The organism is Streptomyces sp. NPDC098781 (genome assembly GCF_044759995.1).
GTDB lineage: Bacteria > Actinomycetota > Actinomycetes > Streptomycetales > Streptomycetaceae > Streptomyces.
This window is the reverse complement of the sequence record NZ_JBIWAK010000004.1, coordinates 480,625-504,699: the sequence shown is the minus strand read 5'-3', so window position 1 is coordinate 504,699 and position 24,075 is coordinate 480,625. Positions and strand designations below refer to the sequence as shown.

The following is a 24,075-nucleotide window of genomic DNA, read 5'->3' as shown; positions in this document are numbered from 1 at the left end:
GTAACAGCTGATCGTGCTTACAGGGTATTACGTGATGTGCGCGACGGAGGGGCTCGATGACGGACACGGGTACGGATACGGACACCACCGCCACCGCCGACTGGCTCGCCTGGCAAAAGAGCTGGGACCGGCAGCAGGAGTGGTACATGCCCGACCGGGAGGAACGCTTCCGGATCATGCTCGACATGGTCGAGGCCCTCGTCGGACCCACCCCGCGGGTGCTCGATCTCGCGTGCGGCACGGGCAGCATCACTGCCCGGCTGTTCGCCCGGTTCCCCGACGCCACCAGCACCGGTGTCGACCTCGACCCGGCGCTCCTCGCCATCGCCGAGGGCACCTTCGCGGGAGACGGCCGGGTCTCGTTCGTCACCGCCGACCTCAAGGACCCCGACTGGCCCGCGAAACTGCCGTTCGACTCCTACGACGCCGTCCTGACCGCCACCGCCCTGCACTGGCTGCACCGTGAACCCCTCGCGGCCCTCTACGGTCAGGTCGCGGAGCTGGTCCGTGACGGCGGTGTCTTCCTGAACGCGGACCACATGATCGACGAGTCGACGCCCCGGATCAACGCGGCCGAGCGCGCCCAGCGCCACGCCCGCATGGATCAGGCCAAGGCGGAGGGCGCCCTCGACTGGTCCGAGTGGTGGCAGCTGGCCGCCAAGGACCCGGCGCTGGCCGCGCCGACGGCCCGTCGCTTCGAGATCTACGGCGAGCACGCCGACGGCGACACGCCGCCCGCCGAGTGGCACGCGCGCGTGCTGCGCGAGAAGGGCTTCGGGGAGGCCAGGCCGGTGTGGTGCTCGCCCTCGGACGCACTGGTGTTGGCCGTGAAGTAGGCGTACGGGGAGGGACGCGGAGGCGGTGCGAGAAATTCGCACCGCCTCTTCTGCGTCCCGGAAGGTCTCCCACCGCACTGGAAGGGGTGAGACGGTCCCTACCGAGGGGCGGGGAGAGGGGGAGGGGATGACGGGGGGCGCGGAAGCGTCACTGCATGCCTTCGTGGAGGGCAGACGCACGGCGCTGTTCCGCAGCGCCTACCTGCTGTGCGGCAACCGGGACGAGGCGGAGGACCTCGTCCAGACGACGCTGGTGAAGGTCGTCCTCGGCGGACGCAGGCACGCGCGGCTGGACAACCTCGATGCCTATGCGCGCAAGACGCTGGTCAACACCTTCATCGCCGCGCGCCGGCGGTTCTGGCGGCGCGAACAGGCCTACGGCGAGGTGCCGGACCTGCCGGGGCAGGGCGTGGACAGCGACACCGGGGTCATGGTGCGGGCCGCTCTCGCGCAGCTCGCGCCCAAGCAGCGGGCCGTGCTGGTGCTGCGCTACTGGGAGGACCTCAGCGTCGCCGACACCGCCGAACTGCTCGGCATGCGGGAGAGCACGGTCAAGAGCCACACGGCGAGGGGGCTCGCGGCACTGCGGGCCGTGATGCGGGAGGAACACGTATGAGTCACGGCGACGTGAACGAGATGCCGGGGGCGCGGGAGCTGCTGGGCCGGGCCCTCGTGGGTGTGACGGTGCCGCCCGGGCCCGCCCCGGACGCGGTGTTCGCGCGGGCCGCGCGGGTGCGGTGGCGTCGGCGGGGAGTGGTGACGGGGGTTGCGGCGGCGGTGGTCGCGGTGAGCGTGACGGCCGGGCTCGGGGTGCTGCCGGGGAACGGCGCGCAAGCGACGGGCACGGCGGACACGCGGCCCACCAGCAGAACGGACGGGTTGGCGAAGCTGCTGCCGCCCGGGACGGGCAAGCTCCGCGAGGAGTCCTTCGCGCGGCTCAACAATCCCGGCATGACCGACAAGGAAGCGTCGGAGAAGGAGGGCTACGACAGCAGTGACGGGCCGTACGACGGGTTCTACTCGGTCCGACGGGACGGCGGCGTCGGGTACCTCACCGTCCAGGTCTTCCCCGACCTGCGGAAGAACTGGGGGGAGCCCGCCAAGGAGGGCTGCCCGTGGGCCGTCCCCGGGGCCGCGGCCACCTGCGTCCCCGAGACGCTGCCGCACGGTGATCTGCGGGAGTCCTCCGAGCTGGCGACAGAGCACCGCATGGCCGGCAACACCTGGGGCGCCGAGCGGTCGGTACGGCTGTTCACGAAGGGTTACATGGTCAACGTCGTCGCCAGCAGCGGGTTCGACGGCGAGCGAGCCCTGGGACCACGGCTGGACGCCCCGCCGCTGACGGCGGAGCAGTTGCGCGCACTGGTGATGCAGCCGCAGCTGCTGCCGTAGCGGGCACGACGAAGGGGCGGTACGAGGATCTCGTACCGCCCCTCACGGTCGTACCGTCAAAGCACCTTGGACAGGAACGCCTGCGTCCGCTCGTGCTGCGGGTTGGTCAGGACCTCGCGCGGGTCGCCGGACTCGACGACCACGCCGCCGTCCATGAAGACCAGGCTGTCGCCGACCTCACGGGCGAAGCCCATCTCGTGGGTGACGACGACCATCGTCATGCCGGACTCGGCGAGGTCGCGCATGACGTCGAGGACGTCGCCGACCAGCTCCGGGTCGAGCGCCGAGGTCGGCTCGTCGAAGAGCATCAGCTTCGGGTCCATCGCCAGCGCACGGGCGATGGCCACGCGCTGCTGCTGGCCGCCGGAGAGCTGCGAGGGGTAGTTCCCCGCCTTGTCGGCGAGACCGACGCGGTCGAGGAGCTCCTTCGCGCGGTCCTTGGCCTTGCCCTTGCTGACGCCCTTGACCTGGATCGGCGCCTCGATGACGTTCTCCAGCGCCGTCATGTGCGGGAACAGGTTGAACCGCTGGAACACCATGCCGATGTCCCGGCGCTTCTTCGCGACCTCGCTGTCCTTGAGCTCGTACAGCTTGTCGCCCTTCTGGCGGTAGCCGACCAGCTCGCCGTCGACGTACAGCCGCCCGGCGTTGATCTTCTCGAGGTGGTTGATGCACCTCAGGAACGTGGACTTGCCGGAGCCGGAGGGACCGATGAGGCAGAACACCTCGCCCTGCTTCACCTCCAGGTCGATGCCCTTGAGGACCTCTACGGGACCGAAGGACTTGTGAACGCCCTCGGCCTTGACCATGGCGGTCATGCGGTGCCTCCCGTCGACGCCGAGCGGTTGGACAGGGACAGCAGGTTCGCCTTGATCTTCTGGAACGGCGTGGCCGGCAGCGAGCGGCTCGACCCACGCGCGTAGTAGCGCTCCAGGTAGTACTGGCCGACGCTGAAGACCGAGGTCAGCAGCAGGTACCAGGCGGCGGCCAGGAACAGCATCTCGGCGGGGGCGCCGGAGGTCTGGCCGATGTCCTGGGCCGCGCGGAACAGCTCGGGGTACTGGACGACCGAGACCAGCGAGGTCGTCTTCAGCATGTTGATGACCTCGTTGCCCGTGGGCGGCACGATCACGCGCATCGCCTGCGGGATCACGATCCGGCGCAGCGTCTTCACGTGGCTCATGCCCAGGGCGTGGGAGGCCTCGGTCTGGCCCTCGTCGACCGCGAGCAGACCGGCACGGCAGATCTCCGCCATGTACGCGGCCTCGTTGAGGCCGAGGCCCAGCAGCGCGGTCAGGAACGGGGTCATGAAGTCCGACCACTCGTTCTTGTAGAACGGGCCGAGGTTGATGTACTCGAAGACCAGGCCCAGGTTGAACCAGACGATGAGCTGGACCAGGACCGGGGTGCCGCGGAAGAACCAGATGTAGAACCACGCGATCGACGACGTCACCGGGTTCTTCGACAGGCGCATCACGGCGAGCAGGACGCCGCCGATGATGCCGATCGCCATGGAGAGGACGGTCAGCAGGAGCGTCCTGCCGACGCCGTCCAGGACACGGTCGTCGAAGAAGTAGTCCGGGATCGCTCCCCAGTTGATCTTGCCCTGGGAGAACGCGTACACGACGGCGCCCAGCAGGGCGAGCGCCACGACGGCGGAGATGTACCGCCCGTAGTGACGTACCGGGATCGCCTTGATCGCCTCAGGACCGGCCGGCGGGGTGTCCGCCGGCCCGTCCTTCTTGTCGATGTCAGTCACAGGTATTGCCTTTCAGTGCCCGCTGTCAGTCGCGGTCACTTGCCGCCGTTGATGGTGGCTTCCGTGACGGAACCGTCCTCGACGCCCCACTTCTTGATGACCTTCTCGTACTCGCCGTTCGCGATGACGGCGTCGAGGGCGGCCTTCAGGGCGTCCCGCAGCTGGGTGTTGTCCTTGGCGACCGCGATGCCGTACGGCGCGGCCTCGACCTGCTCGCCGACGAGCTGGAAGTCGTTGCCGCCACCGGAGGTCTTCACGGCGTACGCGGCGACGGGGAAGTCGGAGGAGCCGGCGGCCGCACCGCCCGCGCGCAGGCGGGTCTGGGCCTGCTGGTCGTTGTCGAAGGCCTCGATGGTGATCGTCTTGCCACCGGTGCACTTCTTGGCCTCGGCCTTGGCCAGGTCCTCGGAGACCGTGCCGCGCTGCACGACGATCTTCTTGCCGCACAGGTCCGACCAGGTCTTGATGTCGGTGTTCTTGCCCTTCTGGGTGTAGATCGACACACCGGCGGTGAAGTAGTCGACGAAGTCGACGCCCTCACCGACCTTCTTACCGGTGTCGGAGTCGATGCCCTCCTGGCGGTCCTTGGTGTCGGTCATCGCGGACATGGCGATGTCGTAGCGCTTGGAGCGCAGACCGGTGATGAGGCTGTCGAAGGTGCCGTTCTCGAACTCGAACGTCACACCGAGCTGCTTGCCCATGGCGGCGGCGAGGTCGGGGTCGATGCCGACCGTCTTGCCGGAGTCGTCCTTGAACTCGACGGGCGCGTAGGCGATGTCCGAGCCGACCTTGATGACGCCCTTGTCGCGGATCGCCTGCGGCAGCTTGTCGGCGAGCGGCGCAGCGCTCTTGGAGCCGGTGCTCTCCGAGCCGCTGTCGTTGGTCTGGTCACCGCAGCCGGTGAGAATCAGGGCGCCTGCGACCGCGATCGAGCCGACCGCTGCGAGCCGGGCGCGTGCTGCGGTGGTACGACGGGTGGTGCTTGCGGTCATGGTGGGTTCCTCCGGCGGATGGGTGGAGTTGCCGATGGGGCCGGCACCTGCCTTGGGAGCGGCAGGGCCTTGGTTTCCTAGGTCGACGAGAGCACACACCTTCGAGTGCCGCGACCTCGTGTGATTACGGCATCTTGCCATTCGGACTAAGGCATTCAGGGCGCTCGTCATGTCAAAATCGGATAACGGGTTACCCCCGAACCACCGCAGTTCGTCACATCCTGACAACACCTTCTGCGGGAATCTGTCCTTCCGGCCGGAAGATCTTCGGTGCATCTCGGGATGCGGACCGCCCGTGCGTGGTTTTTGTGGCCGACGGTCGTTCTTTCGCCGGATCTGGTGATGATTGTCCGCTTATCCGACCACGAATAACACCGCTGTCGTCGGCAGGTCGTGTCTGATTCGTGTCCGTCGGCGTGGTTGTTTCCCTCGCAGACATGTGATCTTGCACGTATTGGACTCGTCGTCGGCGGCGTCCGTCCGGTAAGAAGGTTCTTTACACCCCTCATCCGGGGCTCAGGGCGCGTGTGCGGCGCGCCGTCGCGTATGACCCGTACGCATCAACAGATCGGGCATGCGCGGTCCCGCCCACCCCTCACCAGGAGTGGTCACCCTCAAACCAATGAAGATTTAAGGGGTAAGACAAAGTGGCAGCGGAGATTGTCAATCCTCGCAGCGGAAGCAATACCGATCAGGACGGCGGGGCCGAGCCCCTCGATTCCTTCGATCCCGCGTTCGCGCTGCACCGCGGCGGCAAGATGGCCGTGCAGGCCACCGTGCCGGTCCGCGACAAGGACGACCTGTCCCTGGCGTACACGCCCGGCGTCGCGCGGGTGTGCACCGCCATCGCCGAGCAGCCGGAACTCGTCCACGACTACACGTGGAAGTCGTCCGTCGTGGCCGTCGTCACCGACGGTACGGCGGTGCTCGGGCTCGGCGACATCGGCCCGGAAGCCTCCCTCCCCGTGATGGAGGGCAAGGCGATCCTGTTCAAGCAGTTCGGCGGCGTGGACGCGGTCCCGATCGCGCTCGCCTGCACGGACGTCGACGAGATCGTCGAGACGGTGGTGCGCCTCGCCCCGTCCTTCGGCGGCGTCAACCTGGAGGACATCTCGGCACCCCGGTGCTTCGAGATCGAGCGCAAGCTCCAGGAGCGGGTCGACATCCCGGTCTTCCACGACGACCAGCACGGCACGGCCGTCGTGACGCTGGCCGCCCTGCGCAACGCGGCGCGGCTGAGCGGGCGGGCGATCGCTGATCTGCGGGCCGTCATCTCGGGCGCCGGCGCGGCCGGTGTCGCCATCGCCAAGATGCTGGTCGAGGCCGGCATCGGCGACGTGGCCGTCGCGGACCGCAAGGGCGTCGTCTCGGCGGACCGCGAGGACCTGACCTCGGTCAAGCGCGAGCTCGCCTCCTTCACCAACAAGGCCGGCATCACCGGTTCGCTGGAGGCGGCCCTGGAGGGCGCGGACGTCTTCATCGGCGTCTCCGGCGGCACGGTCGCCGAGGAGGCCGTCGCCTCGATGGCGAAGGGTGCCTTCGTCTTCGCGATGGCCAACCCGAACCCCGAGGTCCACCCCGACGTCGCGCACAAGTACGCGGCCGTCGTGGCGACCGGCCGGTCCGACTTCCCGAACCAGATCAACAACGTGCTGGCGTTCCCGGGCATCTTCGCGGGCGCGCTCCAGGTGCGGGCCTCCCGGATCACCGAGGGCATGAAGATCGCGGCGGCCGAGGCGCTGGCCGGGGTCGTCGGCGACGACCTCGCCGCGGACTACGTGATTCCGTCGCCCTTCGACGAGCGCGTCGCCCCGGCCGTGACCGCGGCTGTCGCGGCGGCGGCCCGGGCGGAAGGCGTCGCCCGGCGCTGACCGGTTCGTCCACCGACCGGCTCTGAACGGCCCCGCCCACTCGGGCGGGGCCGTTCCGCTGTCCGCCGAACCCGCCGGTCGGGTGAGCAACGCTTGGCAAGAGGGTGTGTGTCACAGGGCCCTCCCGTTCCGTCGGCCGCGAACGCCACCTATCGTCGAGGCCATGTTCGCCGTCTACGCTGCCCGAATCGACCGCGACCAGCCGCTGAGCGGCCTCGAGTTGGGGGAGCGTCCCGCTCCCGAGGCCCGGCCCGGCTGGAGCACCGTCAACGTCAAGGCCGCCTCCCTCAACCACCATGACCTCTGGTCGCTCCGGGGCGTCGGCCTCCCGGAGGACAAGCTGCCGATGATCCTCGGATGCGACGCCGCCGGCGTCGACGAGGACGGCAACGAGGTCGTCCTGCACTCCGTGATCGGACAGAGCGGGCACGGAGTGGGGCCCGACGAGCCCCGCTCCATCCTCACCGAGCGCTACCAGGGCACGTTCGCCGAGCAGGTCGCCGTGCCGACCTGGAACATCCTGCCCAAGCCCAAGGAGCTCTCCTTCGCGGAGGCCGCCTGTCTGCCGACTGCCTGGCTGACGGCGTACCGGATGCTGTTCACCAACGCGGGCGTGCGGCCCGGGGACTCCGTCCTGGTGCAGGGCGCCGGGGGCGGGGTGGCCACCGCGGCCATCGTGCTGGGCAAGGCCGCGGGCCTGCGGGTCTTCGCCACCAGCCGTGACGAGGCCAAGCGCAAGCGGGCCCTGGAGCTGGGCGCCGTGGAGGCCGTGGAGTCGGGGGCCCGGCTGCCCCAGCGGGTCGACGCCGTGATCGAGACGGTCGGTGCCGCCACCTGGTCGCACTCCGTCAAGTCGCTGAAGCCGGGCGGCACTCTGGTGATCTCCGGTGCCACCAGCGGCGACCGGCCCTCCCACGCCGAGCTGACGCGGATCTTCTTCCTGGAGCTGAAGGTCGTCGGGTCCACCATGGGGACCAAGGACGAGCTGGAGGATCTGCTGTCCTTCTGTGCGGCCACCGGTGTGCGGCCGGTCATCGACGAGGTGCTTCCGATGGACCGGGCCCGGGAGGGCTTCGAGCGGATGGCGTCGGGAGAGCTGTTCGGGAAGGTCGTGCTCACCAACTGACGGCGCTCGCCGAGACGCTTTGCGGCGGGTCCGGGGCTTTGACCCGGACCCGCCGTTCTGTTTGTCAACGGGGGTTGACAGATCTCGGTGTGTCAACTTACGTTGACATCATGACGGAAGCAACAGACCTCGCCGAGCGGGCGGGAGACCGCGATCCGCGGATCGGGCTGCGGGCCGTCGCCGCGCTGCGCCGACTGCTGGAGCAGTTGGAGGCGGTCCAGGTGCGCAGTGCGCGCAACCAGGGATGGTCCTGGCAGGAGATCGCCGCGGAACTCGGGGTCAGCAGGCAGGCCGTGCACAAGAAGTACGGGAGGCGTTGATGTTCGAGCGGTTCACCAAGGATGCCCGTGCCCTGGTCACGGGCGCGGTCGAGCAGGCCGAGAGGGGCGGGGCGTCCGTCGTCGACGCCGAGCACATGCTGCTCGCGCTGCTCGACCGGGAGGGCAGCCGCGCCTCGTTCGCGCTCGCCTCGCTCGGGGGCGGGGGCTGGCTGGAGTCCGTACGGGAGGCGTTGGGTGAGGCCCGGCGGCGGGGCGGGCTGTCACAGGCCGAGGCCGACGCACTGGCCGGGCTGGGGATCGACGTGGGGGAGATCGTCGCGCGCGTGGAGGAGGCGCACGGGGTCGGAGCGCTGTCCGGTGACGGGCGAGGCAAGGGGGCGCGATCGGGCCACCGGCCGTTCAGCAGGGACGCCAAGGACGTCCTCGTACGGGCGCTGCGGGTGGCCAGTGCCCGGCGGGACCGGCACATCGGCGACGAGCACATCCTGCTGGCCCTGGTCAGCCGTCCCGGCGTGCCCGCCGAGGTTCTCGCCGATCGCGGGGTCACCTATGAGGCGGTCACACGGGTCCTGTACGGCGGGGGAGAGGCCAAGGCCGGCTGAGGGGGCGTGGCTGCGAGGGGAGGACGGCTGAGGGGCGGCCGTCCTCCCTGGGGTGTCAGGGCTTGGGTGTGCGCAACAGCGCTCCGATGTGTGCCGCCGCACTGGACAAGTGGCGCCGGGCGTCACGGAGTTGGTCGGTCGTCACCCCGTGGTCCCTGGCCGCGTCACGGATGTCGTCGCGGAAACGGTCGAGCAGACGGTCCAGGTCACGCGCCGGGTCGCCGCTGGGGGCCTCGTGGGCCCAGCCGGGTTCGTAGTCGGCGGGGAAGTCCTCGGGGGTCTCGGAGTACTCGGGCTGCTGCGGTGCCGGCTTGGAGGTGCCCTGACGGCCGAAACCGAAGTCCCTGCCGTAGTCCTTGCCGAAGTCGCCGAACTCCTTGGCCAGTTCCGTCAGGCCCTCCCGGACACCCGTCGGCCAGTCGCCGCGCGCGAAGTGGTCCTGCACCTGCTCCTGGACCCGGCGGGCGATGCGCTGGACCTCCTCCTGCGCCTGGGTCCGGGCGCGGTCCTGTGCCTCCTTGGCCTGGCGTCGGGCACGCTGGGCCTCCTCGCGGGCCCGGCGACTCTCGTCCTTGGCGCGGCGGGCCTGTTCCTTCCACTCCTGCTTGGCCCGGCGCATCTCCTCCTTGGCGGCGCGCCACGCCTCCTTGTCGGTGTACTCGGAGAAGTCGCCGAAGGGTGTCTCCGCCCTGGCGCCGCCCCCCTTGCGGGCCTCGGACGCCGCCGCGCGCATCTCGCGCCGCAGGTCGCCCGCCGCGCCGCGCACGTCGGCCTGGATCTCCGCGGCGAGTTCGGCGACCGACTCCCTGATCTCCAGCTCCAGGTCGGCCAGCTCGCCGCTGCGGTCGGCCAGCTCCGCGCGTCCCGTGTCCGTGATGGCGTACACCTTGCGGCCGCCCTCGGTGGTGTGGGTGACCAGGCCCTCGGCCTCCAGCTTGGCCAGGCGCGGGTAGACGGTGCCGGCCGACGGTGCGTACAGCCCCTGGAAGCGCTCCTCCAGGAGGCGGATGACCTCGTAGCCGTGCCGCGGGGCCTCGTCCAGCAGCTTCAGCAGATAGAGGCGAAGGCGGCCATGGGCGAAGACGGGGGGCATGTCAGAGCACCTTCTTGTCGGTCGTGCCGTCGGCCGGGGCGTCGGTGGGGGAGCCGGTGGGGGCGTCGGCAGGGTCAACGCCCTGTCCGGGGACGGAATTGTCCCCCGAGCCGTGCCCCGGACCCTGCGCCGGGTCCGCCGTCGGGTCGCCCGTGGACTCGGGCTTCTCCCAGGCCTCCGCCTCCCATGGCTCGTCCTCCTTGGGCGGGCGGCGCAGCAGCGCGATCGAGCCGGAGACCGTGGTCGCCCGGAGCTTGCCGGTGCCCGCGCCCAGTCGCCCGGTGACCTTGTGGGCGCCCCACTGGCCGTGCACCCGCAGGCCCTCGAAGGCGTTGGAGATGGTGCCGCTCGCGGTGTTGGCCTCGACGTCGGCGTCCGCCGGAGCCGGCAGACGGATGGCGATCTCGCCGGAGACGCTGGTCAGCCGGACGTCGGTCGGGCCCTCCGGGTCGAGGTCGACGATCATGGAGCCGCTCACCGAGTCGGCCTTCACGGAGGGACCCGAGCCCTCGACGACCGTGAGATCGCCGGAGACCGAGTTGAACCGGAGGTCGCCGGTGACGGCCTGTGCCTCCAGGTTCCCGGAGACGGTGTCGGCGCGGACCGGGCCGGACAGGCCGACCAGGGTCGTGTCGCCGGTGACACCCTTGACGACCGACGGGCCGTCGATCCCGGAGACCACCGCGCCGGCCCCGACCACGCCCACCTCGACCCGGGTGCCGGACGGCACCGCGAGGGAGACCACCGCGCTGCGGCGCCAGCCCTTGCGGTCGAGCCACTTGAGGAAGCCCTTCCACGGCAGGTCCTCGTAGGCCACGGTCAGTGTGCCGTCCCGCTGGGTGACCACCAGGGGTGGGCCCTCGATCTCGGAGATCTCCAGGCGGGCGGAACCTTCGTCCGTCCCCACGACGTTCACAGTGCCGTTGACGATGCGGACCTGGAGCTCGCTCAGCGCCTCGTCGAAGGTGAGCTTCCTGGGCTCTGCTACGGACCACTCGGACATGTGCGGACCTCCTGGCGACCGGACACGGCCGCACGGGCCGGATCGGAACACGACACGCCATATCGCGTCTTCTGATAAACACGATATATCGCGGCCGGGGAAAGTCAAGGCACTCGTTCTGGTGATCACAAATCATGCGAGCGGGACAAAACGGCCTAGCGTGTTGTCATGTCGACGGAACAGTCCCGGACCGCTCGCGCCGCCAGGCCCGCCCCGGGCGCCCTGCTGCTCTGCCGCGCGGGACCCGAGTCCGTCGCCCCCGTCGCCCGGCTGCTGCGCGAGGACATGCTGCTCGCGTCGGCCGGCGCGGAGTGGAGCGTGCTGGTCCCCGAGGGCCGGCCCTGGCTGGAGGACGACGAACCGGTGGACCGCGTCCTCACCGGCTGGGCCACCGCCCTCGCCGTCGGTGCGCCCTGGCCCGTCCTCGCCCTGTGGTGGGACGCGGACCGCGCCGGGTTCACGCTCGCCGCCGGCTTCCGGCGCCCCGTCGGCTACGTCTGGCTCGCCAACGGCACCCCGGCCGGCGAGGACGAGGCCATGCACACCTTCGGCGCCCGCCTCGGTCTCGACCCGGTCCTGGACGTGCAGTCCCTCGACGAGCTGACCCGCGCCGACCCCGTCGCCGACGCGCGCGCACGCGTGCGTGGCCTGATCGCCGTCCTCACGCGCGCGGGCGTGACCCTGCCCGACGGCCTGACGCCCGGCGAGAGCGCCGACGCCCTCCAGGCGGCGGTCGGCGTCCGCCCGCACATCCGCCTGACCGAGTGGTGGGGCTGGCGCGACGCCCTCCGCGCGGAGCTGGACGCCGTCGAGGGCAGCCGCCTCGGCACCCTGCTGCCGAAGACCGGCGGCCCCCAGGTCCGGCTCCTCGCCCTGGCCCAGATCGTGGCCGGCCTGCCGCTCACCGCCTGGGGCCTGCGGCGGCGCAGCGGCGGCTGGATCGCGGCGGGCACGCTGCTGCTGGCCCACGGCGCGCTGGGGCTGGCGTACAGCGCGGTGCGGCCGATGGACTGAGGGCGTCCCCTAGGGCCTGTCGTTTGGATCATGCCGGCGTCGCGGGGTCTGGCACGCACATCTGCCGCGTTGTCGTCACTCGCCGACGCTCCGCGTCGACTCCCTCCTCCGCCTTGCAGCTGCACGCACCAGACCCCGCTCGGCTCGGCCGACAGGCGCAGTCCCTCTCAGCCGACCTGATCCAAACGACAGGCCCTAGAGGTCGTCGTCCTCGTCGTCCAGCCGGGCCAGCCAGGTCGCCAGCCGCTCCACGGGTACCTCGAAGTCCGGGTTCAGGTCGACGAAGGTGCGCAGCTGCTCGGCCAGCCACTCGAAGGTGAACTCCTCCTCGCCGCGCCGCTTCTCCAGTTCTTCGATGCCACGGTCCGTGAAGTACATGCGGTCAAGGATAAGTGCGGGTACGCCACCGGGCCGCACCCCCTATACGGGGATGCGGCCCGGTGATACGCGGAGCGAGACGACTACGCCTCGAACACCTCACGCACCAGCTGCTCCTGCTCGGCCTGGTGCCGCTTGGCGGAACCGACGGCCGGCGACGAGCCGTGCGGACGCGAGATGCGGCGCAGGCGCTCGTCGTGCGGGACGTCGGCGCCGACCGCCAGGTCCAGGTGGTCGATCAGGTTGAGCGCGATGAACGGCCACGCACCCTGGTTCGCCGGCTCCTCCTGGGCCCACAGGTACTTCTCGGCGTTCGGGTACTTCTTGATCTCCGCCTGGAGCTCGGTACCCGGCAGCGGGTACAGGCGCTCGATGCGGATGATCGCCGTGTCCGTGACGCCGCGCTTCTGACGCTCGGCCTCGAGGTCGTAGTACAGCTTGCCCGCCACGAAGACGACCTTGCGGACCGCGGCCGCGTCGACCGTGGAGTCGCCGATGACCGGACGGAACTGGCCCGACGTGAACTCCTCCGTCTTCGACGCGGCGGCCTTGAGGCGGAGCATCGACTTCGGGGTGAAGACCACCAGCGGCTTGTGGTGCGGGTTGTGCACCTGCCACCGCAGGAGGTGGAAGTAGTTCGACGGCAGGGTCGGCATCGCGACCGTCATGTTGTTCTGGGCGCAGAGCTGCAAGAAGCGCTCGACACGGGCCGAGGAGTGGTCCGGGCCCTGGCCCTCGTAGCCGTGCGGGAGGAGCAGGGTGACGCCGGACGTCTGGCCCCACTTCTGCTCGGCCGCCGAGATGTACTCGTCGACCACCGTCTGCGCGCCGTTGACGAAGTCGCCGAACTGCGCCTCCCACATCACGAGCGCGTCGGGACGGGCCAGCGAGTAGCCGTACTCGAAGCCCATGACCGCGTACTCGGACAGCAGGGAGTTGTAGACGTTGTAGCGCGCCTGGTCCTCGGCGAGGTACTGGAGCGGGGTGTACTCCTCGCCGTTCTCGCGGTTGATGAGGACCGCGTGGCGCTGGCCGAACGTGCCGCGCTGGGAGTCCTGGCCGGACAGCCGGACCGGGGTGCCCTCGAGGAGCAGGGAGCCGACGGCCAGCGTCTCGCCCATGCCCCAGTCGATCGTGCCGTCCTCGACCATCGTCGCCCGGCGCTGGAGCTGCGGCATCAGACGCGGGTGCACGTGGAAGGTGTCGGGGATGTTGACCTGGGACTCGGCGATCCGCTTCACGACCTCCGCGGAGATCGCGGTGCTCACGGCGACCGGGAACTCCGCCTGCGGGTCCGAGATCGGTCCCGCGACCGGCTGGGCGGTGACGGCCTCACGGACCTCCGTGAAGACCTTCTCCAGCTGGCCCTGGTAGTCCTGGAGCGCCTGCTCGGCCTCTTCCAGGGTGATGTCGCCGCGACCGATGAGGGACTCGGTGTAGAGCTTGCGCACCGAGCGCTTCTTGTCGATCAGGTCGTACATCAGCGGCTGGGTGAAGGCCGGGTTGTCCGACTCGTTGTGACCGCGACGGCGGTAGCAGATGAGGTCGATCACGACGTCCTTGTTGAACGCCTGGCGGAACTCGAAGGCCAGACGGGCAACGCGGACGACCGCCTCGGGGTCGTCGCCGTTCACGTGGAAGATCGGCGCCTCGATCATGCGGGCCACGTCGGTGGCGTACATCGAGGAACGCGACGACTCGGGAGCCGCCGTGAAGCCGACCTGGTTGTTGATGACGATGTGGACCGTGCCGCCGGTGCGGTAGCCGCGCAGCTGCGACATGTTCAGGGTCTCGGCCACCACGCCCTGGCCCGCGAAGGCCGCGTCACCGTGCAGGGCGACCGGCAGGACCGTGAAGTCCGTGCCGCCCTTGTTGATGATGTCCTGCTTGGCGCGGGCGATGCCCTCGATGACCGGGTCGACCGTCTCCAGGTGGGACGGGTTGGCGGCCAGCGAGACCGTGATCTGCTCGCCGTCCAGGCCGGTGAAGGTGCCCTCGGCGCCCAGGTGGTACTTCACGTCGCCGGAGCCGTGCATCGACTTCGGGTCGAGGTTGCCCTCGAACTCGCGGAAGATCTGGGCGTACGACTTGCCGACGATGTTGGCCAGCACGTTCAGGCGGCCGCGGTGGGCCATGCCGATGACGACCTCGTCCAGGCGGGACTCGGCGGCCGAGTCCAGCACCGCGTCGAGCAGCGGGATGACGGACTCGCCGCCCTCCAGGGAGAAGCGCTTCTGGCCGACGTACTTCGTCTGGAGGAAGGTCTCGAAGGCCTCCGCCGCGTTCAGCCGGCGCAGGATGCGCAGCTGCTCCTCGCGCTCCGGCTTGGTGTGCGGGCGCTCGATGCGGTCCTGGATCCACTTGCGCTGCTTCGGGTCCTGGATGTGCATGAACTCGATGCCGGTGGTGCGGCAGTACGAGTCGCGCAGGACGCCGAGGATGTCGCGCAGCTTCATCAGGGACTTGCCGGAGAAGCCGCCGACGGCGAACTCGCGCTCCAGGTCCCACAGGGTGAGGCCGTGCTCGGTGATGTCCAGGTCGGGGTGCTTGCGCTGGCGGTACTCCAGCGGGTCGGTGTCGGCCATGACGTGGCCGCGGACCCGGTAGGAGTGGATCAGCTCGAAGACCCGGGCGGCCTTGGTGACGTCGTCGTCGTGGCTGGCGTCGATGTCCTTGAGCCAGCGGACCGGCTCGTAGGGGATGCGCAGCGCCTCGAAGATCTCGTCGTAGAAGCTGTTCTCGCCGAGCAGCAGGTTCGCGACGATCCGCAGGAACTCGCCGGAGGCGGCGCCCTGGATGACCCGGTGGTCGTAGGTCGACGTGAGCGTCATGACCTTCGAGATGCCGAGCTTGTTCAGGGTGTCCTGGGAGGTGCCCTGGAACTCCGCCGGGTAGTCCATGGAGCCGACGCCCATGATGACCGACTGGCCGGGCATGAGGCGCGGCACGGAGTGCACGGTGCCGAGGCCGCCGGGGTTGGTCAGGGAGACCGTGACGCCGGTGAAGTCGTCCATGCCGAGCTTGCCGTCGCGGGCGCGGCGGACGATGTCCTCGTAGGCCTGCCAGAACTCGAAGAAGTTCAGGGTCTCGGCCTTCTTGATGCCCGCGACCACGAGCTGGCGGTCGCCGTTGGGCTTGACCAGGTCGATGGCGAGGCCGAAGTTGATGTGCTCCGGCTTGACCAGGGTCGGCTTGCCGTCCTTCTCCGCGAAGGAGTAGTTCATCGACGGCATGGCCTTGATGGCCTGCACCATCGCGTAGCCGATCAGGTGCGTGAAGGAGATCTTCCCGCCCCGGGCGCGCTTCAGGTGGTTGTTGATGACGATGCGGTTGTCGAAGAGCAGCTTCACCGGGACCGCGCGCACGGACGTGGCCGTGGGCACCTCCAGCGAGGCGTTCATGTTCTTCGCGACCGCGGCGGCCGGGCCGCGCAGCGTCACGAGCTCCGGGCCGTCGGCAGCGGCTGCGGCGGGCTCGGCCTTCTTCGGCTGAGCGGGCTTCGCGGCCGGTGCGGGCGCGGCGGGCTTCGCGGCGGCCGGCGCCGGGGCCTGGGCGGCCGGCGCGGGCTTCGCGGCCGCGGGCGCCGGCGCGGGCACCGACGGGGCGGCCGGAGCAGCCGGGGCGGCGGGCGCGGGCTTGGGGGCCGTGGTGGTGGTCTCTGCGGCCCCCGCGGCCGCAGTACCCGCCGGCGCCGCGGCGCCTACGCCGGGCTTGTAGTCGGCGAAGAAGTCCCACCAGGCACGGTCTACCGAATTCGGGTCCTGGAGGTACTGCTGATAGATCTCGTCGACGAGCCACTCGTTCGGCCCGAACGCGGCCGCGGGGTTCTTGCCCGCTTGGTCGGTGTCGGTCGAGATGCTCGAGTTACTGGGGGACTGTGGCGACACGGCGGCAACCGCCCTCTTCCGCTTCACAAGGTGATGGACAGCGGGAATAAAGGCTACGCCTCCATGGCCGGGAAGGTCAGGTCGAGCAAGGTCATCGTCGCGTAAGTCACATCAGAAAGTGTGTTTCGTGCCTGGAAATGGCGGGAAACAAGCGTGGTTCCGTTTCAGATGGGAAGACGAGGGCGCGACCCGGCGCGGCGAACGCGCAGGTCCCTACCTGATCACACGTGTCCGCCTGCCGGGACCGACGTGGATCTTGTGGCTCCGCTTCGAACTTTACGTCAACTTTGAACGGACGGCTGCCCCGGGAGCGTGACAAGGATCCGGCAACCCCGCTCGGATTCGGCCACGCCGATCCGGCCGCCGTGCAGATCCACCGCCCAGCGCGCGATGGCCAGCCCCAGCCCCGTGCCGCCGTCGCTGCCCGGCCCGTGCGGCCGCCTGACCGCGCCCCGGTTGAAGCGCTCGAAGACCTTGTGCCACTCCGACTTCGGGATGCCCGGCCCCTCGTCCAGGACCTCCAGCTCCAGCGACTCCGGGTAGGGCCCGCGCCGCGCCTTGACCGTCACGCGGCCGTGCGCGGGGCTGTGCTTGATCGCGTTGTCGATGAGGTTGGCGACGACCTGGTGGATGCGCTCGGGGTCGGCGTGCGCGGTCAGCTCGGGCGGGGAGACGTCGAGGTGCAGATGGACGTCGGTACGGGTGTGGCTGCCGGAGCCGGAGGCCATGCCGCCGCGGGCGGAGGCGACCATGTTGGCCTCCTTCAGCACGCCGGACAGGTAGGGCCAGACCTCGAAGCGCCGCATGCGCAGCGGTACGACGCCGTTGTCCAGGCGGGACAGGTCCAGCAGGGTCTCCACCAGCCGGCCGAGGCGCTCGGTCTGCTTCAGCGCCGTGCGCATCGTCTCGGGGTCGGCCTCGGCGATGCCGTCGACCACGTTCTCCAGCACGGCCCGCAGACCCGCGATCGGGGTACGCAGCTCGTGCGAGACGTTCGCCACCAGCTCCTTGCGCTGCTGGTCCTGGGCCTCCAGCTCGTCGGCCATCAGGTTGATCGTCTCGGCCAGGTCGCCCAGCTCGTCCCGGCGGTTGTCCCGCGCCCGGCGGGTGTAGTCGCCCTGGGAGATGGACCGGGCCACCGCGTTCATCTCGTCCAGCGGCGCGGTGAGCGAATGTGCCACGAACTGCGTGATGAGCAGCGTGGCGATCATCGAGAAGACCGTGATGAAGCGCAGCTCCGTCTGGGTGCGCACCGCGATCACCGACAGGCCGGTGGTGATCAGCACCGCGATGACGACCAGTGCGCCCAGCTTGGTCTTGATCGAGAACGGACGTACGCCCACCCAGGGTTCCTCCCCCGGGCCTCTCCGCGCGGCCGGCCCGTCGCTCATGGCGTCGGTGTCTCCAGGGCGTAGCCCACGCCGTGCACCGTGCGGATCCGCTCGGCGCCGATCTTCCGGCGCAGCGCCTTGATGTGGCTGTCGACCGTGCGGGTGCCGGAGGCGTCCGCCCAGTCCCACACCTCGGCGAGCAGCTGCTCGCGCGAGAGCACCGCGCGCGGGGTGTTCGCCAGGCACACCAGCAGATCGAACTCGGTCGGCGTGAGGTGAACATCCTCACTGCGCACCCGGACCCGCCGCTGCGCGTGGTCGATCTCCAGCTCGCCGAGCCGGAGGATGCCCGACCGCGGGGTCGTGGCGGCCAGCGCGGCCCGCTCGACGCGGCGCAGCAGCACATGCACGCGTGCGGCCAGCTCGCGCATCGAGAACGGCTTGGTCATGTAGTCGTCGGCGCCCACGCCGAGCCCGACCAGCATGTCGGTCTCGTCGTCGCGCGCGGTCAGCATCATCACCGGGACCGGCCGCTGGGCCTGCACGCGACGGCAGACCTCCAGACCGTCGAAGCCCGGCAGCATGATGTCGAGGATCAGCAGGTCGGGCTGCCAGGCCTCCGCCGTGTCGACCGCCGCCGGACCGTCACCGGCCGTCTGCACGAGGAATCCCTCGGCGCGCAGGCGAGCCGCGATGGCGTCCACGATGGTCGGATCGTCCTCGACCACGAGGACCCGGCGCTGAGCGCCCGGGGTCGCCGCCGTGCCGTTGTGGGAGGTGTGTGTCTGCTCCATCGCCCGCCCCAAAGTTGCTTTCCGGAATCCGTGGGGTGATTCCTCTGACTGGCTATGCCTGCGCATGCTTGCGATTGACGCTTGAATGATCCGCGTCAGGTGAGCAGAGTACGGGGAGTCACCGCACTAGGGCTATCCAGGTCGTACGGCGAGGTGCACGACGTCCGGAACGCCCCGGGCAACGGGGATCTCTTCGGTACGCACCTGTTGGAATCCGGCATTACACAAGGTTTCTTCGAATTCCGGAGAGGGCTGGGCGGACCATACGGCCAGTACCCCACCCGGCCTCAACGCCCGTGCGCAGGCCGCGAGTCCGGCCGGTGAGTAGAGGCTGTCGTTGCCCTCGGTGACGGTCCATCCGGGGCCGTTGTCGATGTCTAGACACAGTGCGTCATACGTGTCGGAAGTCTCATGCACGTACGCCACGAGATCCGTTTGCACAATCTCGGTGCGCGGATCGGCGAGGGCGCGGGCGGAGAAGTGCGACAAGGGTCCGTCGAGATGCCAGCCGATAATCGCGCTCTCGCGCTCCACCACGGTGATCCGTCCCGGGCGGGGATCGGCGGCGGCGTGTGCGAGCGAGAAGCCGACGCCGAGGCCGCCGATCAGCAGGTGCGGAGCCGGCCGGCCGGTCAGCGCGCCGAGCGCCGCGTCGACCAGCAGCCGCTCCGAACGCCCGTCGGAGGTGTCCATCAGGAAACAGCCGTTGGCGATGATCTGGAGCAGGTCACCGTGCCGCCGCAGCACGATCTCGCCGTGCGGGCCTTCGTGACGTTCCAGGACTTCGGGGGTGTCGTACGAAGTGGGCATCAGGTCATCCTGGCAGGTCGCGCGCGACGGGCCGAAGGCTTTTCCTCACCGGGCGAGCCCGTGCCCGTACCCGAAGACCGGATCCTCCGTGTCGTTCGGTACGTCCGGGCGGGACGCGGCCACCGCCGCCATCGAGCGCGGCAGCTCGAACGGCAGCCTCCCCTCGGGCCGCGCCCGACCGAACGCGACGTCCAGCAGCGCGGTGTCGCTCGCGCCGAAGTCGGCCAGCAGGGCGGCCGCCCGCTCGGCGATCTCGGGGAGTACCGCGGGCCGCTCCAGGTTGACGCAGACCACGGTCGGGACCGTGTCCAGAAGCCGCAGGATCTCCTTCAGCTCGTCCTCGGGGAACGCCAGCGAGCCCGAGTGGAAGAAGGACTCGAAGGCACCGGGCCGCCGCTCGTAGGGCGTGCGCAGCCGCAGGATCGCCACCTCGGCGTCCGCCGGGTCGCCGACGACGTTCCCGTACGCCGACGCCGTCCGCTCGTCGACGCCCCGGACGAACAGGTCCGGGCGTCCGCCCAGCGGCAGCAGGGCGCGGTCGGTCAGGACCGTCAGCGCCCGCCGCTGCGCGGCCTCGCCCAGCGCCGTGAATTCGCGCGCGCCGACCGTCTCCTCGGCCCGGTCGGGGTCGACGTACGGGTTCTCGAAGAGGCCCAGCACGAACTTCTCGCGCAGCAGCCGGCGTACGGAGTCGTCGATCCGCCGCTCGGTCACCCGCCCGGCGCGCACCAGCTCCACGATCACCTCGGGGCACTGCTCCCCGCCGAACTGGTCGGCTCCCGCGTCCAGCGCCTTCGCCGCGCGCTCGGCGACGGTCAGATGCTCCACGCCCCAGGCGCGGGCCGGGTGCGGCTCGCCCATGATGTCGGCGTCCGTGAGCAGGCCCCAGTCGGTGCAGACGATGCCGGTGAAGCCGAGGCGTTCGCGCAGCAGACCGGTCAGGACGCCCCGGTTGAAGCCGAAGCCGACCTCCTCCCAGTCGGTGCCGACGGGCAGGCCGTAGTACGGCATGATCTGCGAGCAGCCCGCCTCGATGGCGGCGGCGAAGGGCTTCAGGTGGTGCTCCCGCAGGCCGCCCGGGTACACCTGCTCCCTGCCGTGCGGGAAGTGCGGGTCCTCCCCGTCCTTCTGCGGGCCGCCGCCCGGGAAGTGCTTGACCATCGCGGAGACCGAGCCGGTCCCGAGCCGCGGGCCCTGAAGGCCGCGGACGTACGCCGCCACCAGCTCGCTCGCGACCTGGGCCGACGAACCGAACGTGCCCGACTGCCGTGACCAGCGCGGCTCCGTCGCCAGGTCGATCTGCGGGTGCAGCGCCACCCGGAGTCCGACCGCGAGGTACTCGCGCCGGACGGTGTCCGCGAACCGCTCCACCAGCTCCGCGTCCCCGATCGCCGCCAGCCCCAGCGGCTCGGGCCAGGCCGAGAAGTCCCCCGAGCCGAACGACGCGCCGGGGTTGTCGGTGAAGGCGTGCCGCGGGTCGGTGGAGAGGGTGACCGGGATGCCCAGCCGGGTGCTCGCCGCCAGCTCCTGGACCCGGTTGGCCCACTCGGCCATCGCGCGGGCGCCGCCCTGGCCGAGCAGGTTGAAGTGGGTCAGATGGCGGCCGGCGACGAGTTCCGTGGTGCCGTGCCGGAGGAAGGGGCCCTCCTCGGCGAGGCCGCCGTCGGGGCGCATGGTGAGCATCGCGTGGAAGAGCTGACCCGCCTTCTCCTCCAGGGTCATACGGGACAGCAGGTCCTCGACGCGCTCGTCGGCGGGGCGGTTCGGATCGCGGTACGCGGGGGTGGCGGGGTGGGTCATCCTCGACTGCCTTGCTTCCGTAGGGACTTACTTCACCGAGCGGACGAACTGGACCGCGAGCGCGCCCAGTACGGCCGCGACGGCGCCGAAGAGGAACAGCGCGCTGTAGTTGCCGCCGGCGCCGATCGCCAGCAGGGCCGGGGCGATGATCGGGACGAGGGACTGGGGAAGGGCGTTGCCGATGTTGAGGACACCCATGTCCTTGGCGGACTCCTCGGGGTTGGGCAGCACCGCGGCGGCCAGGGCCATGTCGACGGAGAGATACAGGCCCTCGGAGAATCCGAAGACCACCATGGCGACCAGGTACATGCCGAAGGTGTGCGCGGAGGCGACGACGGCGAGCCCGATCGCCATGCCCAGCGAGGAGACGAGCACATACGGCTTACGGCGCCCCGAGCGGTCGGAGAGCTGACCGCCGACCAGCGAACCGGCCACGGTCGCGGCGACCATGACGAGCGTGCCCTGGAAGACCTTGTCGGTGACCTCGTCGCCGTCGAAGCCCATGCGGTCCATCAGGAAGTACACCGAGTAGCTGGTCACACAGGCGGCGCCGGTGAAGACCAGGAACCGGCCGGCGAAGTTCCACGCGAAGTCGGGGTGCCGGCGCGGGCTCACCCAGAAGCTGCGCAGGAACTCCCTGACGCTGTACGGCTCGAAGGCGCCGGCCCGCGCCGGCCGGTCGCGGTCCTTCATCACGACGGCCAGCACGGCGACGGCCGCGAAGCCGATGGCGCCGGGCACTAGGAAGGCGAGGGCGAGCGAGCCGCTGAACACCTGCGCCAGCGCCGAGCCCGCGATCATCGACAGCGACAGCATCATGCCGACGGCGCCGGAGACGCGGGCCTGCTGGCGCTCGGGGATCAGGTCCGGGATGCAGGAGGTCAGCGCGGCGAGGGTGGCGTTGATGCCGAGTTGGGCGAGGGCCCAGCCGAGCATCAGCACCGGCACGCTGCCGCCGAGGGCGACGACCAGCAGCCCGGCGAGACCGGCCGCCATGCCGCCGAGCAGCCAGGGGCGACGGCGTCCGAGGCGGCTGGTGGTGCGGTCGGAGAGGGCGCCGAAGACCGGGTTGCCCAGCATCGCGAGCAGGGCTCCGACGGACAGCACCTGACCGAGCGCGGTGCCGCGGTCGCCCTCCGGGACGATCTGGTTCACCCGCAGGGCGAGGGTCACCATCACGGGCGTGAGGACGGCGAGATACGCGCCGAACTGTGCGAAGGCGAGGGCGGCGACCAGCTTGGCCGGAGCGGGCTGCTGCGGGGGCTCGACGGACGGGGCGGCCGTTCTGTCGAGCGGGGCGTCGTGGCTCAGGGCCATGGCGGCCTCCAGGGGGACGGGGGCGCTTCGTTGCGCGCCGGCCCGATCAGGGAAGCAGCAAAACCGAGTGGGTACTAGGTTTTCAACGCGTGGCCAGAATCATGCCGCACGCGTCTTGAAAGAGAGGGGCGGTGACACGTGTAATCACTGATTCTGCCGTCGGTTAGGGTGGCCGCCATGGAGCGCAAGCGAAGCCCCGGGACGGTCGCCAAAGGCCCTGGCCGCGGCACCTATGCCGTGGGTGACGAGCGCCGGCTGCGCATCCTCGACGCCGCGGTCGAGCACTTCGCCCAGTGGGGCTTCCACGCCTCCTCGATGGCCCGGATCGCCAGGGACGTAGGGATCACCCAGGGCGGGCTGCTGCATCACTTCCGCAGCAAGGAGGATCTGCTGGTGCAGGTCCTCGCGCGCAGCGACGAGGCCGACGAGGAGAAGTTCTTCTCCCGGGAGTTCGGCTCGGCAGCGGAGTGTCTCTCCGTCGTCGTGCGGCTCGCCGAGTACAACGCCACCCGCCTCGGCCGCACCCGGATGTTCAACGTCCTCGCCGCGGAGGCGGGGGAGCCGGGGCACCCCGCGCACACCTACTTCGTCGAGCGGTACGCCAGGGTCGTGGAACACCTCTCGCTGACCCTGCGGCGGGCCGTCGCTGCCGGGGAACTGAAGCCGGACACCGACCCGGTGGCCGTGGCGCAGGAACTGGTCGCCGTCATGGACGGGCTCCAGCTCCAGTGGGTGCTCGACCCCGAGGGGTTCGACATGGGCGGACGGCTGCGGGGGTACGTGGACCGGCTGCTGCGGACGCTCACGGTCACGGGAGCCGGGCTGCCGCCGGAGCGGTGACCTCGTTGAGAGCTTCCTGAGAATCGGCTTCCGAGTGGCCCCGGTCACAGACACCCATGGGTCGCGGGCGAAGGGTGGGGGAAACGGAAGGAGCACCTCACCTTGGAACGGACCGTGGCCTCGGGCGCGACGGACCCAGGGCCGGCGCCCGGTGAGGCGGGCCTGCCCGAGGCGGCCGAGCTGCTCGACGCGATGCCGCGCCAGCGCGCACCGCTGGGGCCCGACACGCCTGCGCCTTCCATCCCGGTCATATCCAGGGCCACCGGCCCCGCCTTCCGTCCCTGGCGGCTGCTCCCCACCCCCACCGGCACCCCGTTCACCCTCGCCTACGCCGTCGTACTGACGGTCACCTCCCTGATCGCCAGGTACGCCGACCCCTCTCTCACGCACGCCCTGCACCAGAGCTCCAGCACCGACGTGGCCCACCTGGTGCGTACGCCCGTGTTCGTGCTGCTCGCCAGCGCGCTGTGGACCGCCGGCGGCGTCGTGGCGCCGTACACCCTCTGCTTCCTGCTCGTGCTGACCGCCCTGGAGCGGCGGGTCGGCGGTGCTCGCGCGGCCGTCGTCTTCCTGACCGGGCACGTCCTGGCCACCCTCGCGACCGAGGTGCCCGTGGGACTGGCGGTTCTCGTCGGCCACCTCCCCGACAGCTCGCTGCACCGCCTCGACTACGGCGTCAGCTTCGGCGTCGCTACGAGCGTCGGCGCGCTGACCGGGCTGCTGCGACCGTGGCTGCGATGGCCGGTGCTGGTGCTGTTCGGCGGGACGCTCGTCCAGGACCTGCTGAACCTCACGGATCCGCTGACCGGTTGGGGGCATCTGGTGGCCCTGGTCATCGGCGTGGGGATGTGGCCCGTGGTGCGGAGCTGGTCCTGTCAGGGCTAGTGCGGCGGATGTGGGAAGAGCCGGGCGCCGGCGACTGTTGCTTCCCCACAGAGCACGAAAGGCG

Annotated in this window: 22 protein-coding genes; 10 read left to right on the top strand and 12 right to left on the bottom strand. The window is 70.3% G+C overall.

What is annotated here, in order from left to right:
• Nucleotides 1–56: 56 nt before the first annotated feature.
• The 3 genes from ACIQWG_RS19150 to ACIQWG_RS19140 all read left to right on the top strand — a co-directional run bounded on the left by ACIQWG_RS19150 (nt 57) and on the right by ACIQWG_RS19140 (nt 2,228).
• The gene (locus ACIQWG_RS19150) at nt 57–836 is read left to right on the top strand and encodes a class I SAM-dependent methyltransferase (RefSeq protein ID WP_404096887.1); all 780 of its coding nucleotides are present in this window, start codon (nt 57–59) and stop codon (nt 834–836) included.
• A gap of 127 nt (nt 837–963) precedes the next feature.
• Nucleotides 964–1,452, top strand: coding sequence for a SigE family RNA polymerase sigma factor (locus ACIQWG_RS19145; protein ID WP_404096884.1), 489 nt, complete (start codon nt 964–966; stop codon nt 1,450–1,452).
• The gene (locus ACIQWG_RS19140) at nt 1,449–2,228 is read left to right on the top strand and encodes a hypothetical protein (RefSeq protein ID WP_404096881.1); all 780 of its coding nucleotides are present in this window, start codon (nt 1,449–1,451) and stop codon (nt 2,226–2,228) included. The genes ACIQWG_RS19145 and ACIQWG_RS19140 overlap by 4 nt, the downstream gene beginning before the upstream one ends.
• A gap of 56 nt (nt 2,229–2,284) precedes the next feature.
• Here the strand turns inward: ACIQWG_RS19140 and ACIQWG_RS19135 are convergent, their stop codons facing one another.
• Genes ACIQWG_RS19135 through ACIQWG_RS19125 form a run of 3 tightly spaced genes read right to left on the bottom strand, consistent with a single transcriptional unit; the run spans nt 2,285 to nt 4,979 of the window.
• Nucleotides 2,285–3,046 carry an amino acid ABC transporter ATP-binding protein gene (locus tag ACIQWG_RS19135; protein WP_404096878.1) on the bottom strand — a complete coding sequence of 254 codons (762 nt, stop codon included), beginning with the start codon at nt 3,044–3,046 and terminating at the stop codon, nt 2,285–2,287.
• Complete coding sequence (locus ACIQWG_RS19130) at nt 3,043–3,987, bottom strand: amino acid ABC transporter permease (protein ID WP_404096875.1); 945 nt, start codon at nt 3,985–3,987, stop codon at nt 3,043–3,045. Before ACIQWG_RS19130 ends, ACIQWG_RS19135 begins: the two co-directional genes overlap by 4 nt.
• Nucleotides 3,988–4,022: 35 nt before the next feature.
• Nucleotides 4,023–4,979, bottom strand: coding sequence for an ABC transporter substrate-binding protein (locus tag ACIQWG_RS19125; protein ID WP_404096872.1), 957 nt, complete (start codon nt 4,977–4,979; stop codon nt 4,023–4,025).
• A gap of 647 nt (nt 4,980–5,626) precedes the next feature.
• Here ACIQWG_RS19125 and ACIQWG_RS19120 point away from each other — a divergent pair.
• The 4 genes from ACIQWG_RS19120 to ACIQWG_RS19105 all read left to right on the top strand — a co-directional run bounded on the left by ACIQWG_RS19120 (nt 5,627) and on the right by ACIQWG_RS19105 (nt 8,859).
• A complete protein-coding gene (locus ACIQWG_RS19120; RefSeq protein WP_404096869.1) occupies nt 5,627–6,850 on the top strand; it encodes an NADP-dependent malic enzyme in 1,224 nt (407 codons plus the stop codon).
• Between the two features lie 163 nt (nt 6,851–7,013).
• A complete protein-coding gene (locus ACIQWG_RS19115) occupies nt 7,014–7,976 on the top strand; it encodes a zinc-binding dehydrogenase (RefSeq protein ID WP_404096866.1) in 963 nt (320 codons plus the stop codon).
• A gap of 110 nt (nt 7,977–8,086) precedes the next feature.
• Nucleotides 8,087–8,296, top strand: a complete 210-nt coding sequence (locus ACIQWG_RS19110) for a helix-turn-helix domain-containing protein (RefSeq protein ID WP_030952466.1) — start codon at nt 8,087–8,089, stop codon at nt 8,294–8,296.
• On the top strand, nt 8,296–8,859 hold the full coding sequence (locus ACIQWG_RS19105) for a Clp protease N-terminal domain-containing protein (protein ID WP_404096863.1): 564 nt from the start codon (nt 8,296–8,298) through the stop codon (nt 8,857–8,859). Before ACIQWG_RS19110 ends, ACIQWG_RS19105 begins: the two co-directional genes overlap by 1 nt.
• Nucleotides 8,860–8,914: 55 nt before the next feature.
• Here the strand turns inward: ACIQWG_RS19105 and ACIQWG_RS19100 are convergent, their stop codons facing one another.
• Together ACIQWG_RS19100 and ACIQWG_RS19095 are read right to left on the bottom strand one after the other, a co-directional pair.
• Entirely contained in the window at nt 8,915–9,952 is a 1,038-nt protein-coding gene (locus tag ACIQWG_RS19100) for a helix-turn-helix transcriptional regulator (protein WP_404096860.1), read from the bottom strand.
• 1 nt (nt 9,953) lies between these two features.
• Nucleotides 9,954–10,955, bottom strand: a complete 1,002-nt coding sequence (locus ACIQWG_RS19095; protein WP_404096858.1) for a DUF4097 family beta strand repeat-containing protein — start codon at nt 10,953–10,955, stop codon at nt 9,954–9,956.
• Between the two features lie 168 nt (nt 10,956–11,123).
• Between ACIQWG_RS19095 and ACIQWG_RS19090 the strand changes: the two genes are divergently transcribed.
• On the top strand, nt 11,124–11,969 hold the full coding sequence (locus tag ACIQWG_RS19090) for a hypothetical protein (protein WP_404096855.1): 846 nt from the start codon (nt 11,124–11,126) through the stop codon (nt 11,967–11,969).
• Nucleotides 11,970–12,164: 195 nt separating this feature from the next.
• On the opposite strand, the gene ACIQWG_RS19085 is transcribed toward ACIQWG_RS19090, so the two are convergent.
• The 7 genes from ACIQWG_RS19085 to ACIQWG_RS19055 form a co-directional block, all read right to left on the bottom strand.
• Complete coding sequence (locus ACIQWG_RS19085) at nt 12,165–12,347, bottom strand: DUF6104 family protein (protein WP_404096851.1); 183 nt, start codon at nt 12,345–12,347, stop codon at nt 12,165–12,167.
• 83 nt (nt 12,348–12,430) lie between these two features.
• A complete protein-coding gene (locus ACIQWG_RS19080) occupies nt 12,431–16,234 on the bottom strand; it encodes a multifunctional oxoglutarate decarboxylase/oxoglutarate dehydrogenase thiamine pyrophosphate-binding subunit/dihydrolipoyllysine-residue succinyltransferase subunit (protein ID WP_404096848.1) in 3,804 nt (1,267 codons plus the stop codon).
• Between the two features lie 281 nt (nt 16,235–16,515).
• Entirely contained in the window at nt 16,516–17,625 is a 1,110-nt protein-coding gene (locus tag ACIQWG_RS19075; protein ID WP_404096844.1) for a sensor histidine kinase, read from the bottom strand.
• Nucleotides 17,622–18,359: a response regulator transcription factor gene (locus tag ACIQWG_RS19070; protein WP_030956984.1), complete on the bottom strand. Its 738-nt coding sequence runs from the start codon at nt 18,357–18,359 to the stop codon at nt 17,622–17,624. Before ACIQWG_RS19070 ends, ACIQWG_RS19075 begins: the two co-directional genes overlap by 4 nt.
• Before the next feature lie 132 nt (nt 18,360–18,491).
• Complete coding sequence (locus ACIQWG_RS19065) at nt 18,492–19,169, bottom strand: spermidine synthase (RefSeq protein WP_404096841.1); 678 nt, start codon at nt 19,167–19,169, stop codon at nt 18,492–18,494.
• Between the two features lie 45 nt (nt 19,170–19,214).
• A complete protein-coding gene (locus ACIQWG_RS19060) occupies nt 19,215–20,969 on the bottom strand; it encodes a glycoside hydrolase family 3 protein (RefSeq protein ID WP_404096838.1) in 1,755 nt (584 codons plus the stop codon).
• 27 nt (nt 20,970–20,996) lie between these two features.
• A complete protein-coding gene (locus tag ACIQWG_RS19055) occupies nt 20,997–22,286 on the bottom strand; it encodes an MFS transporter (RefSeq protein WP_404096835.1) in 1,290 nt (429 codons plus the stop codon).
• Nucleotides 22,287–22,463: 177 nt separating this feature from the next.
• Between ACIQWG_RS19055 and ACIQWG_RS19050 the strand changes: the two genes are divergently transcribed.
• A complete protein-coding gene (locus ACIQWG_RS19050; protein WP_404096833.1) occupies nt 22,464–23,126 on the top strand; it encodes a TetR/AcrR family transcriptional regulator in 663 nt (220 codons plus the stop codon).
• A gap of 102 nt (nt 23,127–23,228) precedes the next feature.
• Nucleotides 23,229–24,011: a rhomboid-like protein gene (locus ACIQWG_RS19045; RefSeq protein WP_404096830.1), complete on the top strand. Its 783-nt coding sequence runs from the start codon at nt 23,229–23,231 to the stop codon at nt 24,009–24,011.
• Nucleotides 24,012–24,075: the final 64 nt, after the last annotated feature.